This window comes from Streptomyces sp. NPDC050287, from assembly GCF_044459385.1.
Taxonomy (GTDB): Bacteria; Actinomycetota; Actinomycetes; order Streptomycetales; family Streptomycetaceae; genus Streptomyces.
Genome location: NZ_JBITIY010000002.1, coordinates 363,379 through 376,610, shown reverse-complemented (window position 1 = coordinate 376,610; position 13,232 = coordinate 363,379). Strand labels below are relative to the sequence as shown.

The following is a 13,232-nucleotide window of genomic DNA, read 5'->3' as shown; positions in this document are numbered from 1 at the left end:
CTCCGCAGAGCAGCCCGAGCGCGAACAATCCGCCCACCAGCAGCGCTACTTGCAGCGCACGCCGCCCAGCCGCCGTACGCGTCACGCGCAGAGCAGCACCTGAAAGGGCGGCGGGCAGGATCAAGTCGGGGACGGTCCCTCCGTGCGACGACAACCAAGCGGAACGCCTCGCACCGCTGATGGTCGTTGATCCTTGCACGGAACGCCCGAGGTTGCGCAAGCCCTCCGTTACCGATGGGCGGTCATGTCCGTTTTGCTGATCCAAGTCCACGTCAATGGGTCGACAAATCACCCCGCTTCCGGCGCTGTCACACGGTCTCCGGTATCGGCAGCGGCCGCTTCTCGATCGCCGCCGCCATCACCTCCGGGAACAGGTCGGGCGTACAGGCGAAGGCCGGTGCTCCCAGCGCGGCGAGCGCGGAGGCGTGCTCCCGGTCGTAGGCGGGCGCCCCCTCGTCGGACAGCGCGAGCAGTGTCACGAACTGCACCCCGGACGCCTTCATCGCCGCGACCCGCTTGAGCATCTCCTGCCGTATGCCTCCCTCATAGAGGTCGCTGATCAGCACGACCACCGTGTCCGCGGGCCGGGTGATCTGCGACTGGCAGTACGCGAGCGCACGGTTGATGTCCGTACCGCCGCCGAGCTGTGTGCCGAACAGGACGTCGACGGGGTCGTCGAGCTGGTCGGTGAGGTCGACGACCGCGGTGTCGAAGACGACCAGCCGGGTGCTGATCGACCGCATCGACGCCAGTACCGCCCCGAACACCGACGCGTACACGACCGATGCCGCCATCGACCCCGACTGGTCGATGCAGAGGATGACCTCCTTCTTCACCGACTGCGAGGCCCGCCCGTACCCGATGAGCCGCTCCGGCACGATCGTTCCGTACTCCGGCAGGTAGTGCTTGAGGTTGGCCGCGACGGTGCGGTTCCAGTCGATGTCGTGGTGGCGCGGCCGGTTGATACGGGCGCTGCGGTCGAGCGCGCCCGTCAGCGTGGCCCGGGTGCGGGTGGCGAGCCGCTTCTCCAGATCCTCGACGACCTTGCGGACGACGGCCCGTGCCGTCTCCTTGGTGGTCTCCGGCATCGCCTTGTTGAGTGAGAGCAGCGTGCCGACGAGGTGCACGTCGGCCTCCACCGCCTCCAGCATCTCCGGCTCCAGGAGCAGCGTGGACAGCCCGAGCCGGTCGATGGCGTCGCGCTGCATGACCTGGACGACGGAGGACGGGAAGTACGTCCGGATGTCCCCCAGCCAGCGCGCCACGGACGGCGCCGAGGCCCCGAGCCCCGCCGAACGGTCCCGCCCCGCCCGCCCGTTCTCCGCCTTCCCGTAGAGCGCGGCCAGCGCCCCGTCCATCGCGGCGTCCTGCCCGGAGAGCGCACACCCGGTCCCGTCGGCCGCGTCGCCCCCGAGCACAAGCCGCCACCGCCGCAGCCGCTCCCGCGCCGGGTCAACCACCCCGCCCGCCGCCTGCGACTCGGCCGCCGTCGACATTCCGGCCGGTCCGGTCGCCGTGTGCGACCCGGTGACCGTTCGCGGTCCAGCCGGTCCGGCCGCCGCCTGCGGTCCCATGACCGTCCGCATCCCGGCCGGCCCGGCAGCCACCTGCGGCCCGGTCGCCGTTCGCGGTCCAACCGGCCCGGTCGGCCCGGCCGGCGTCTGCGGTCCCACGGACGGTCGCATCCCGGCCGGCCCGGCAGCCACCTGCGGCCCGGTCGCCGTTCGCGGTCCAACCGGCCCGGTCGGCCCGGCCGGCGTCTGCGGTCCCATGGGCGGTCGCGGTCCCGTTGTCATCCGCGCACCCCCGTACGAAGTCGCTCCCAGAGTGGGATCACCCGCACGGTCGTCGCCGGGCGGTCGTCCGGGTGCGGCCCGCGTCCGTCCATCGCCGCGTCCGTCACCTCGCCCCTCTTCCTCCGCCGCCCGCTCAGGCAGTCGGTCGTCATCGCGCCACCCCCACAAGGTCGTTGTCCGCGTCCTGTTCCACTGCGCCCAGCCCCAGCAGCAGCCGCACGACCGGCAGCACCGCGTCCGCGCGCTCGCTGTCGAGGTCGGCGGCGAACCCGGGCAGGCCGGATCCGGCCGCCGTCGCGCCCCCCGGCTGCCCCGGGCCGCGTCGGACCAGTTCGCCGAGTGTCCGGCGCACACCCGCCTCGTACGCCGAGAACGTGCGCCGCAGCAAGGGCAGCACGTCGGTGAACGCCTCCGCCGGCACACCGGTCAGCCAGGCGTCGACCAGGCCGAGCAGCCGTTCGTCGTGCACGAGCAGCATCCCGCCGCCCGAGCCGCCGCCGACGAAGCCCTCGATCCACGCGGCCGCGTCGGCCGGCGGGGTCCCCGGCGACAGCACGAGCCCCATCAGCCGGGCCGCCTCCTCGTGCGCCAACTCCCCGCCGTCCAGCAGCAGTCGTACGGCACGGCCCCGGATCACCCCGGGCACGGTGTCCCGCCGCGACAGCACTCCGAGCACCGCGTGCCACCGCGCGCGCAGGTCGCCGTGGGCCGGTGCGGCGACGTCGTCGAGCAGCCCCACCGATCCGTGCACCGCGTCGACATGGCGGCGCATCTCGTCGGCCGCGTCCGTGTCGAGCGCGACGCAGGCCGGGGGGAGACCGACGAAGATCCGCTCGGCGAGTCCCGCGGCGACCTCCGTCAGGGCCGCCGTGTCCGTGCCGCGGACGTCGCCGTAACGCAGGGAGCGGACCAGGGCGGGCAGGGCCTGGGCCAGATGGCCGACGTCGGCGTCGAGGGCGGCCCGGTCGGCGAGGATCCGCATCACCGTGGGAAGCGCGTCCGGCAGGTCGGCCAGCAGGCAGCGCTCGGCGAGTGCGGTGACGTCGGCGAGGCCCTGCGCGGCGACCGCGTCGGACTCCGCCTTGGCGGTCGCGGCACCCAGCACGGTCGTCCCCCACACCCCCGCCTCCGCGACCCGCACCGCCAGTTCCGGCTCCCACCTGAGCTTCCAGGTCTCCCGGAACGTGCCCGTGCTGCCGCGCGAGGCGGCCGGCTCCCCCCACGCCACCCCGAGCAGTCCCAGCCGGTGCAGCAGCCTGCTGCGCTCGGCGTCGGTGTCCTTGCGCAGGTCGAGCTCCAGCTCCCGCTCCGCCGCCTCCGGTTTGAGCCGCAGCCTGCGCTGGATCCGGTCGAGGTCCCGCTGCAGCGGCACCGCGGGCGCCGCCGCCGGCACCTCGCCGAGCACGTCCCCGACGACCAGCCGGTCGTGCACCAGCGCCAGCGGCACGTCCGAGCCGTCACACATGACCGCCCGCACGGCATCCGTGGTCTCGCTCAGGCCGGCCAGCGGGCGGCCTCGCATCGCGGCGAGCGTCCCGGCCAGCCGCACCGCCTCGATGACGTGCGCGGAGGACACGAGCCGGTCCTCCTCCCGCAGCAGCCCCGCCACCTTGGTCAGCCAGCGCTCGACGGGCCGGTCCGGCACCCGGAACAGATGCCCGTACCAGCCCGGGGAGTCGATTCCCGCGCCGTATCCACTGCGCCGTGACAGCCTGCGGTACGTCCACGGCACCCACGTCATGTCCGTCTTGACCTTGGGCAGCCCCTTCAGCAGTGCCTTGTCGGCGGCGACGGTGGTCCGGTGCCGCAGCGCGGGCACGTGCCAGGCCCCGCACACCACGGCGACACCGTCCCCGAACCGGCGCTGGGCGTCCCGCATCTGGAGCCGCATGTACGCCTCCCGCACGAGATCCCGGTCATGGCCGCCGCTGCCGTACGTCTCCCGCAGCGCACCCATCGCCTCCTCGAGCGCGGTGAACGGTGCGAAGGGGTCCCCGTCGCCCGGCCCCCGGTGCTCGACGACGTCCTCCCACCAGCGCTCGGGATCGTCGTAACCGGCGGTCTCCGCGAGCACGGCGAGCGGATCGACTCGTACGTCGACCGGGACGGCGCCCCCGCCGTCCGGCGCGGCGCCCTCCTCCCCGGGTTTGTCCTCTTGAGGCGACTCCTCCTCCCCGTCCCTCCCCCACGCCAGCGTGTGCGTGGCCGGCAGGTCGATGAAGTGGGCCGGGACGTCGTGCTCAATGGCCCAGCGGATCGCGACCCACTCGGGGGAGAACTCGGCGAGCGGCCAGAACGCCGAGCGGCCGGGCTCGTCCACCGCGTGGGCGAGGAGCGCGACCGGCGGTCGCATGTCCTCGTCCGCGGCGAGCGGGATCAGCACGTCGGCCTCGGGCGGGCCCTCGATCAGCACCACCCGCGGCCGGGCCGCGCCCAACGCCGCCCGCACGGCCCGCGCGGACCCGGGCCCGTGATGTCGCACCCCGAGCAGCAGCGGCCCCTCCCCCGGCCGGCCACGCCCGCCCTCCTCAACTCCTGCCACCATGCCCCCCTCGCCTCCGCGACCGCCCCACATCGTCACCAACCAGCCCCACGGACTCCCGGTACGCCCGCCGGCACGCCCACAGCCCGCACGCCGTCAGCCCTGCCGCCACGGAAGCCACCCCACCGCACACCGGCAACCCGCCCGGCACCGGATACGCCCGCCAGGACCCCCCACAACCCGCACGTCACCAGATCCGCCTCGCCGCACGCCCGCAGCCCTCCCGCCGCCGAACCCAACCCACTGCACTCCCGCAGCCCTCCCGCCGCCGCTCACGCGCTCACCTCCCGGCAGGCGCGGTAGAAGTCCATCCAGCCGTCGCGTTCGCGGACGACCGCCTCCAGGTACTCCTGCCAGACGACCTTGTCGGACGCCGGGTCCCGGACGACGGCGCCCAGGATGCCCGCGGCCACGTCACCGGCCCGCAGGACGCCGTCGCCGAAGTGGGCCGCCAGCGCGAGGCCGCTGGTGACGACGGAGATGGCCTCGGCGGTCGAGAGCGTGCCACTGGGCGACTTGAGCTTGGTCCGGCCGTCGGACGTGACGCCGTCGCGCAGTTCGCGGAAGACGGTCACGACACGGCGGATCTCGTCGATGCCGTCGGGCGCGGACGGCAGGTCGAGGGAGCGGCCGAGCTGGTCGACTCGCCGCGAGACGATGTCGACCTCGGCCTCGACGCTCTCCGGCAGCGGCAGCACCACTGTGTTGAAGCGACGGCGCAGGGCACTGGACAGGTCGTTGACCCCGCGGTCGCGGTCGTTGGCCGTCGCGATCAGGTTGAAGCCGCGGACCGCCTGCACCTCCTGGCCCAGCTCCGGTATCGGCAGCGTCTTCTCCGACAGGATCGTGATGAGCGTGTCCTGCACGTCGGCCGGGATACGGGTCAGCTCCTCGACGCGGGCCGTCATCCCCTCGGCCATCGCCCGCATGACCGGGCTGGGAACCAGGGCGTCCCGGCTCGGGCCGTGCGCGAGCAGTTGGGCGTAGTTCCAGCCGTACCGGATGGCTTCCTCCGGGGTGCCGGCCGTGCCCTGGACGAGCAGGGTGGAGTCGCCGCTGACCGCGGCGGCCAGGTGCTCGGAGACCCATGTCTTCGCGGTGCCGGGCACGCCGAGCAGGAGCAGGGCGCGATCGGTGGCGAGGGTGGTGACGGCGACCTCGACGATGCGGCGCGGGCCGACGTACTTCGGCGTGATCACCGTGCCGTCGGGCAGGGTGCCGCCGAGGAGATAGGTGGCGACGGCCCACGGCGACAGCTTCCAGCGGGCCGGGCGGGGGCGGTCGTCCCGCGCGGCGAGCACGGCGAGTTCCTCCGCGAAGGCGTCCTCGGCATGCGGCCGCAACGCCTCGCCCGGTTCCCGCTCCCGCACGGGTGCGGACATGGTTTCTGCAGACACAGACATGGCTGAGTCCCCCTCCAGCTCGGCCGGTTCGGATCTGGTATCCACCGTGCACCACACCACTGACAATGCGATCTGACCTGCACGAACGTGCTCGCGGGGCCGATTGTCAGTGGGGGGATCTACCTTCGATGGCATGACTCAGCAGGGGGTGCGCTGGAGCGCGGACCAGGTGCTGTCGCTGGCGCCTGACGCCGCGTCACGCAAAGCGGGCAGCAAACTCGGCGCGGCCGGTCCGTGGTCCGAGATGGGCAGTTGCGGGGAGGGGACGGTGTGGGGGCTGTGCCAGGGCAGTGGCGGCAAGCCGTATCAGACGGTCGTGGACATCGCGGACGCGTCGGGGCCGGCGTACAAGTGCAGTTGTCCGAGCCGCAAGTTCCCGTGCAAGCACGCGCTCGGGCTGTTGCTGCTCTGGGCGGCCGGGGACGGCGCGGTGCCGCCGGGGCAGCCGCCGGAGTGGGCCGGGCAGTGGATAGAGGGGAGAAGGAAGCGCGCGCAGGAGAAACAGTCGGCCGGCGCGAGCGGTGCCTCGTCCGGTTCGGGTGATCCGGAGGCGGCGAGGCGGCGGGCGGAGCGCCGGGCCGAGCGGATCACCGCGGGGGCGACGGAGCTGGAGCAGCGGCTGGCGGACCTGCTGCGCGGCGGTCTCGCGGGCGCGGAGCAGGCGGGGTACGGGCTGTGGGAGGAGACGGCGGCTCGCATGGTCGATGCCCAGGCCTCCGGACTGGCCGCGCGCGTAAGGGAGTTGGGGTCGATTCCGTCGTCCGGGCCGGGCTGGCCGGTGCGGCTGCTGGAGGAGTGCGCTCTCCTCCACCTTCTCGACCAAGGCTGGCTGCGGCGGGAGGGACTGCCCGAGGGCCTGGCGGCGACGGTCCGGTCCCGGATCGGCCTGGCCGGTTCGGCGGACGGCCCGCCGCTGCGGGACCGCTGGCTGGTCCTCGCCCAGTACGACACCGCGGACGCCCGGCTGACGACCCGCCGGATATGGCTGTACGGCGCCGAGTCCGGTCGTACGGCGCTGCTCCTCTCTTATGGCGCCGCAGGCCGCGCACCGGAGTTGGCCCTGCCGGTGGGGCTGGTGCTGGACGCGGAGGTGTCGGCGTATCCGGGTGCCGGGCAGCCGCGGGTGGCCCTGGGTGAGCAGTTCACCCCGCCCGCGCCGGCCGCGCTACGACCGCCGGGGCTGACCCCGGCCGAGGCCGCCGCCCGCTATGGCGAGGCGCTGCGGGACGACCCGTGGCTGGATTCCGTTCCGGTGACGCTGGAGCGGGTCGTGCCCACCCCGGACGGCGACTCCTGGCAACTGGCGGACGCCGACGGGGAGACGGCGCTGCCGCTGACGTCCTACGCGCGGTCCCGGCCAGGCCTGTGGCGGCTCGTGTCCCTGTCGGGCGGCGCCCCGGTCACGGTGTTCGGCGAGTGCGGCCACCGCGGCTTCACCCCGCTGACGGCCTGGCCGGAGGGCGCGGGCGAGGCGGTGTCCCTGTGCTGAACCGACCCGTGCGGGGACCCGCGCACCGGACCGACGAGCCACCCCACCGGCCCGCCGACCCAACCGCTCTCACTCGATCCACGCATGTGTCCGGCTTCATGGGACACCCGACCCCGGTGACCCTTCAACCACTCCCGGTCACCACACGGAGAGGAACGGTACGGAACCCATGACCAGGACTTCCGCTCCTGTGGACGCGCCCACCCCGGGCGCCTGGGAGGAACTCGTCACAGCGGCCCTGCTCGGGACCGAGCGTCGCACGCCACCCGGCTGCCCGCCCGGCCCGGAAGCACCGCTGGCCCTGCTGGACGCGGCGGCCGTGGAGACCGTACGACGGCGGGCCGGCCTGCGACCCGGGCGGGCGGCGCGGCTGCCGGACCCCTTGGCGGCGGACCCGCGGCCGTCCTTGCCCCCTGCGGCGGCCCGCAGACTGGCGATGCTGCTGGCCGACCGGCCCGGCGCGGGCGGCGGCGGCCGCCGGGGTACGGCGCCCGACCTCATGGAGCTCCTGCCGCAATGGCTCACCACGGCGAACGCCCGGGGCTACGCGCCTCCCCCCGAACTGCTGCCCGCGCTCCTGGACGCGGCAAGGGGGCGTACGGACCTGCGGCCGACGGCGCTGACGTTCGCCGGACCGCGCGCGGTGTGGCTCGCCCGGCTGAACCCCGACTGGCGGTTCGCCCTGCGCGCGACACCGGGCGGGGGCACGACGCTGCCCCAGCTGGAGGACGCCGAGAAGACCCGCCGGCTGTGGCAGGAGGGGCTGTTCGCGGAGCGGGTCGCCCTGCTGAGCGCGCTCCGCTCCCGTGAACCGGCCGCCGCGCGCGACCTGCTCGCCACGACCTGGGCGACGGAACGGGCCGAGGACCGCCTGATGTTCCTCGACTCCCTGCGCACGGGCCTGGCCGCGGACGACGAGCCCTTCCTGGAGCGGGCACTGACCGACCGCAGCCGCAACGTACGGGCGACGGCGGCAGAGCTGCTGTCGGCCCTGCCCGGCTCGGCGCTCGCCGGACGGATGGCGGTACGGGCCGGGGCGTGCGTGGCCGTCGACCACACCGGCGACACCCCCGCCCTCGTGATAGAGGCGCCGCACGAGTGCGACCCGGGCATGGAGAGCGACGGTGTCGTACCCAATCCGCCCGGGGGGCGGGGAGAACGGTCGTGGTGGTTCGGCCAGCTGGTGGAGGCGGCGCCGCTCGGCACCTGGCCGGGGCGGCTCGGCGGGCGTACGCCCCAGGAGATCGTGGCTCTGCCGGTCGCGGACGACTGGCAGGCCGAACTGCACGCCGCGTGGTGCCGGGCGGCGGTGCGGCAACGGGACGCGGCATGGGCGCGGGCGCTCCTCGGCGCACCCGCGGCACCCGAGGCCGGGGGCCCCGGGGCGGTTTCCCTGGCCGAGCGGGCCAAACTGCTCGGCACGCTGGACGCCGCCGAACGGGCCGACTGGGTGGCCGGGTTCATCTCGGCCCACGGCCTGTCCGAGGCGTTCCAGCTGCTCGGAGTGTGTGCGGTGCCGTGGGCCGCGCCGCTCGGGCGGGCTGTCGTCGACGCGCTCAACATCGCACGGGACGCGGGGAGTTACCCATGGAGTTTCAGCGGAGTGATGGGCCTGGCGGAACGCTGCCTCGACCCGTCGGAGGCGAGCCGTCTCGACGGGCTGATGGCGGTGCCCGACGAGCCGGAGGACGCGCGTCCCGGGGCCGGGGGGTATTGGGCGGAGGCGTTCCAGCGTCTGGTGACCACCCTGCGGTTGCGGGCGGCGATGCAGGAGGAACTGGGCGCGGCAGGACTCCTCAGCCCGTCCACCGAATCCGCCAGGCCAACCCCGTAGGCCGAGTACGCCGAGTCCGCCAGGCCAGCCCAGTCCGCCAAGTCCGCCGGCTGAGGGCGAGGCCATTCAAGTCGAACGGGGGTTCGGGATCAGGGGGCAGCGCCCCGGACGACGGTCGCCGGGCAACGCCCCCAGGCGACGACCGCAGGCCAGCGCCCCTCGACTGCGGCCCCGGGCCGACGATCCCAGACCACAGCCACGGAGCAGCGCCTCCCGACTGCGACCCAGTGCCGACGACCCCACTCGACAGCCGCCGGGCAGCGCCTCGCGACCGCGCGCCCAGGGCAACGACCCCGGACCGCGCTCGCGGGGCAGCGCCCCTGGACAACGGTCGCCGAGCAACATCCCCGGGCAACGGTCGCCGGCCGGCGGCGCCGGCCCCCGGCCGTCCGGCCCGAGCCGCGCGGGAGGACGACCTACGCCCCCGCCGGCTGCCTCACGTTCGCGCGTACCCAGTCCACGATCGACTGCGTCGTCGCTCCCGGGGTGAAGATCTCCGCGACGCCCTTCTCCTTCAGCGGCGCGATGTCCGCCTCGGGGATGATGCCGCCGCCGAAGACGAGGATGTCCTGCGCGTCCCGCTCCTTGAGCAGGTTGATCACGGCCGCGAAGAGCGTGTTGTGCGCCCCGGACAGGATGGACAGCCCGATCGCGTCGGCGTCCTCCTGGATCGCGGTGTCGACGATCTGCTCGGGCGTCTGGTGGAGCCCGGTGTAGATGACCTCCATACCGGCGTCGCGCAGCGCCCGCGCGATCACCTTGGCCCCGCGATCGTGGCCGTCGAGCCCCGGCTTGGCCACCACCACGCGGATCGGACCGGCTGCCACACCCATCACTGCCTCCATGAAGCGACTGCATCCATCTGTGTCGGACCCATCTGTACAGGACCCATCTGTACAGGATCCATCTGCACCGGACCCATCTGTACGGAGTCCATCTGGTTCGAATCCTTCTGTCCCGACAAGTACCGACGTACCCATACCGGCCGGGAGAGTGAACGAACGTTATCTCCAGCATCCCGCAACCGGCAGTTTCGCGGTGAATACCGAGGGGGAAATCACATAGTGGGACACGTTCGGGAGCCGCAAGGAGGTCGCCTCACCGCCGCGCCGCAGGCCGCGCGCCGCGGCGGTGAGGCGCATCGACAAGGGCACGCAGGGCGGGTAAGGCACGACAGCGGGGAAACCCGGCGCCACACCGGCAGGGAGCCTCGCTTCATCGCCCCCACCCGCCCCGCCCACCCTCTGTGGAAAACCTTCGCCACGCCTCCCCAGGAGGGCATACGAGGGACAGAGCTGTCCTCCCGCGTGCCGACAGGAGGCCGGCCATGAAGGTCACCGGGGCAGCATTCCCCCTTCTTCCGCTCTGCCAGCGTCTGCTTCCGGGCAAGCTGGCGGGGCTCTCCGTGACCCTCCTGAAGGCGACCGCCCTGGAGATCGCGATCCTCGCGGGCCACCTCCTCTTCTACCCCGCCGGCATCACCCAGGAGCGCCGCTCCCCGGTACCCCCGATCCCGGCCCCGGAGGACAGCGCGACCCAGCTGCCCCGGGAGGCCAAGCCCCCGGTCGTGCTGCTGCACGGGTTCATCGACAACCGCTCGGTGTTCGTCCTGCTGCGCCGCAGTCTCGCCCAGCACGGCAGGCAGCAGATCGAGTCGCTCAACTACTCGCCGCTGACCTGCGACATCCGCACCGCGGCGGCGCTGCTCGGGCGGCACATAGAGGAGATCTGCGAGCGCACGGGCAGTCGGCAGGTCGATGTGGTCGGGCACAGCCTCGGCGGGCTGATAGCGCGGTACTACGTGCAGCGCCTCGGTGGCGATCTCCGTGTCCGCACGCTCGTCACCCTCGGCACCCCGCACTCCGGCACCCGGGTGATGCCGCTGGCGAACGCGCACCCGATCGTGCGCCAGATGCGTCCGGGCTCGGAGCTGCTCGAGGAGCTGACCCTCCCGGCGCCCGGCTGCCGTACGCACTTCGTGAGCTTCTGGAGCGACCTGGACCACCTGATGGACCCGCTGGAGGCCGCCTGCGTCGAGCATCCCGACCTGACCGCGGAGAACGTCCGGGTGAGCGGCATCGGCCATCTCGCTCTGCCCGTGCACCCCGCCGTCGCGGCCGGGATACGGCGGGTTCTCGACACGGCGCGCCCAGGGGAAGAAACCGCCGCGCGCTCCGGCGGACTCACGGTGGCGTAATCCGGCGCACTCCCACCTCGGACTGCAGGAGAAAAAGAGCCACCCGACAGCGTTCCGTCAGCCGGGGCCCGACGGCGTTCCGTCAGCCGGCCCGACGGCGGTCCGTCAGCCGGCCCGACGGCGGTCCGTCAGTCGGCCCGACGGCGGTCCTGCATCGCTCCGCCGGCGGACCGGCATCGGTCCGACACCGTTCCGACGTCGAACAACTCTCGAACACAGGGCCAAACCCTCGCCCACAGTCCCCCGAAACACGGCCGAATGCCCGTTTCCTGCGCGAGCGAAACCTGACGAAGATTGTCGTGCCCGCGTACCGCCGGGTACAGTCGCCGCACTGCTCTGGCAGCCCCTGTTGTCGAGGCGAAAGAGAAGTTGGTGAACGACCGTCACCCGTCGGGGAGCACGACCACCCCGGCTCCGGCTTCCGACGCCGTCTCCGCGCACTACGCGTCGTACGGCACCCAGGAAGCCCAGTACGGCGACTTCACCACGTACGGCGGCTATGACGCCACAGGTTTTGACGCCACCGGGTTCGACGCTGCCGGTTTCGACTCCGGCGCCCACGCGGCGACAACGGCGACGACGACCTTCGAGTCCGACCCCCTCTTCGGCAGCCTTCCCGGCGACGCCACCGGCTCGTACGACACGCAGACCTGGTCGACCGGCGGTCACCAGACCCCGCACTACGACATGTACGCGGCCCAGCACCACGCCGCCTACGACACCGGCGCGTACGACACCACCGCCTGGAACGCCGAGCACCAACACCAGCCCCTCTCCGCGATCCCGGCGCAGACCACGGGCCACGACACCAGCGGCCAGTGGGACGCCAACGCCTGGCTCCAGCCCGACCACTCCGGTGGCCCGGCCGACCAGACCCAGCAGTGGGAATGGGGCACGCAGGCCTTCGACACGGGGGCGTACGACGCCACACAGTGGAACTCCGACGGCGGCACCGGCACTTCGGCGGCCGAGTCTTACGAGCCGCCCGCGGAATCCTTCGACCACCAGGCGACGACGACCTTCGACCACATCGAGCACGTCGAGTACTCCGAACACACGCCGGGCGACGGTGATTTCGCCGCCACCGGCGAGATGCCCGCCGTGCCGACCGGAACGACCGTGTCCGGCTCGCCCCTCCTGGACGACGAGGAAGATGTCGTCCCGACCCCGGACCCGTCCCCGTCGTCCCGCGCCGCCTCGCGTGGCGGGTCGCGTTCCCGTCGTCGTATGCCCGCCAAGCGGTCCGCGCTGCTGACGGTGGCCGTGCCCTCGGCGTGTGTGATGGGAGTGGCGGGAATCGCCGCCGCCTCGGTCGGCACGTTCAGCGCCGACGACCAGGAGACGTCGACGACCGCGGCGGACGCCTCGGACGCGACCGCCGTGAAGCCGTCGATGGCGAACAGCAAGCTGGACAGCCAGTTGCGGACCCTGTCCGCCGAGGCGGACGCCTTCAGCGACCGGGTCAGCCGGACGCAGGAACGTATCGACCTCAAGGCGCAGCAGGAAGCCGAGAAGAAGCGGGCGGCGGCGGAGGCGGCCCGCAAGGAGCGGCTGCGCCCCAAGTACGCGCTGCCGGTCGCCCAGCGCGGGCTCAGCGCCTACTTCGGCCAGGCCGGCATCAACTGGATGTCCGTGCACACCGGCATCGACTTCCCGGTCTCCTACGGCACGACCGTGATGGCTGTGACCGACGGCACCGTACGGACGCAGTGGAACAGCGCGTACGGCAACATGTTGATCCTGACGGCGAAGGACGGCACGGAGACGTGGTACTGCCACCTCTCCACCTACCGGGTCTCCTCCGGTACGACCGTGAAGGCCGGCGACCCGATCGCGTATTCCGGGAACTCGGGCAACTCGACCGGCCCGCACCTGCACCTCGAGGTACGGCCGGCCGGCGGCTCGGCGATCGACCCGCTGCCGTGGCTGCGCAGCCACGGGCTCGACCCGACGTAGGAGCGGGGGCTCGCC

The 13,232-nt window shown here is 73.1% G+C and carries 8 protein-coding genes; 4 read left to right on the top strand and 4 right to left on the bottom strand.

What is annotated here, in order from left to right:
• Positions 1 to 308: 308 nt before the first annotated feature.
• From ACIBK3_RS07035 to ACIBK3_RS07025, 3 genes are all read right to left on the bottom strand, one after another.
• On the bottom strand, positions 309 to 1,496 hold the full coding sequence (locus ACIBK3_RS07035) for a vWA domain-containing protein (RefSeq protein WP_399363942.1): 1,188 nt from the start codon (positions 1,494 to 1,496) through the stop codon (positions 309 to 311).
• Positions 1,497 to 1,944: 448 nt separating this feature from the next.
• Complete coding sequence (locus ACIBK3_RS07030; protein ID WP_399362682.1) at positions 1,945 to 4,341, bottom strand: DUF5682 family protein; 2,397 nt, start codon at positions 4,339 to 4,341, stop codon at positions 1,945 to 1,947.
• Between the two features lie 269 nt (positions 4,342 to 4,610).
• Positions 4,611 to 5,741 (bottom strand): AAA family ATPase, encoded by a 1,131-nt coding sequence (locus ACIBK3_RS07025; RefSeq protein WP_399362680.1) that lies wholly within the window; start codon positions 5,739 to 5,741, stop codon positions 4,611 to 4,613.
• 133 nt (positions 5,742 to 5,874) lie between these two features.
• Here ACIBK3_RS07025 and ACIBK3_RS07020 point away from each other — a divergent pair, with 133 nt between their 5' ends.
• Both ACIBK3_RS07020 and ACIBK3_RS07015 read left to right on the top strand, forming a co-directional pair.
• Positions 5,875 to 7,230: an SWIM zinc finger family protein gene (locus ACIBK3_RS07020; RefSeq protein WP_399362678.1), complete on the top strand. Its 1,356-nt coding sequence runs from the start codon at positions 5,875 to 5,877 to the stop codon at positions 7,228 to 7,230.
• Positions 7,231 to 7,399: 169 nt separating this feature from the next.
• Positions 7,400 to 9,064, top strand: a complete 1,665-nt coding sequence (locus tag ACIBK3_RS07015) for a DUF5691 domain-containing protein (protein WP_399362676.1) — start codon at positions 7,400 to 7,402, stop codon at positions 9,062 to 9,064.
• 416 nt (positions 9,065 to 9,480) lie between these two features.
• On the opposite strand, the gene ACIBK3_RS07010 is transcribed toward ACIBK3_RS07015, so the two are convergent.
• Positions 9,481 to 9,897: a cobalamin B12-binding domain-containing protein gene (locus tag ACIBK3_RS07010; protein ID WP_399362675.1), complete on the bottom strand. Its 417-nt coding sequence runs from the start codon at positions 9,895 to 9,897 to the stop codon at positions 9,481 to 9,483.
• Between the two features lie 494 nt (positions 9,898 to 10,391).
• On the opposite strand from ACIBK3_RS07010, the gene ACIBK3_RS07005 reads away from it, so the two are divergent.
• Both ACIBK3_RS07005 and ACIBK3_RS07000 read left to right on the top strand, forming a co-directional pair.
• A complete protein-coding gene (locus tag ACIBK3_RS07005) occupies positions 10,392 to 11,261 on the top strand; it encodes an esterase/lipase family protein (RefSeq protein ID WP_399362673.1) in 870 nt (289 codons plus the stop codon).
• A 372-nt stretch (positions 11,262 to 11,633) separates the two neighbouring features.
• Positions 11,634 to 13,217, top strand: coding sequence for a M23 family metallopeptidase (locus tag ACIBK3_RS07000; RefSeq protein ID WP_399362671.1), 1,584 nt, complete (start codon positions 11,634 to 11,636; stop codon positions 13,215 to 13,217).
• Positions 13,218 to 13,232 lie beyond the last annotated feature (15 nt).

Coding starts and splice junctions, on each gene's coding strand:
- ACIBK3_RS07035 (WP_399363942.1), bottom strand. CDS start 1,496: ATGTCGACGGCGGCCGAGTCGCAGGCGGCGGGCGGGGTGGTTGACCCG.
- ACIBK3_RS07030 (WP_399362682.1), bottom strand. CDS start 4,341: ATGGTGGCAGGAGTTGAGGAGGGCGGGCGTGGCCGGCCGGGGGAGGGG.
- ACIBK3_RS07025 (WP_399362680.1), bottom strand. CDS start 5,741: ATGTCTGTGTCTGCAGAAACCATGTCCGCACCCGTGCGGGAGCGGGAA.
- ACIBK3_RS07020 (WP_399362678.1), top strand. CDS start 5,875: ATGACTCAGCAGGGGGTGCGCTGGAGCGCGGACCAGGTGCTGTCGCTG.
- ACIBK3_RS07015 (WP_399362676.1), top strand. CDS start 7,400: ATGACCAGGACTTCCGCTCCTGTGGACGCGCCCACCCCGGGCGCCTGG.
- ACIBK3_RS07010 (WP_399362675.1), bottom strand. CDS start 9,897: ATGGGTGTGGCAGCCGGTCCGATCCGCGTGGTGGTGGCCAAGCCGGGG.
- ACIBK3_RS07005 (WP_399362673.1), top strand. CDS start 10,392: ATGAAGGTCACCGGGGCAGCATTCCCCCTTCTTCCGCTCTGCCAGCGT.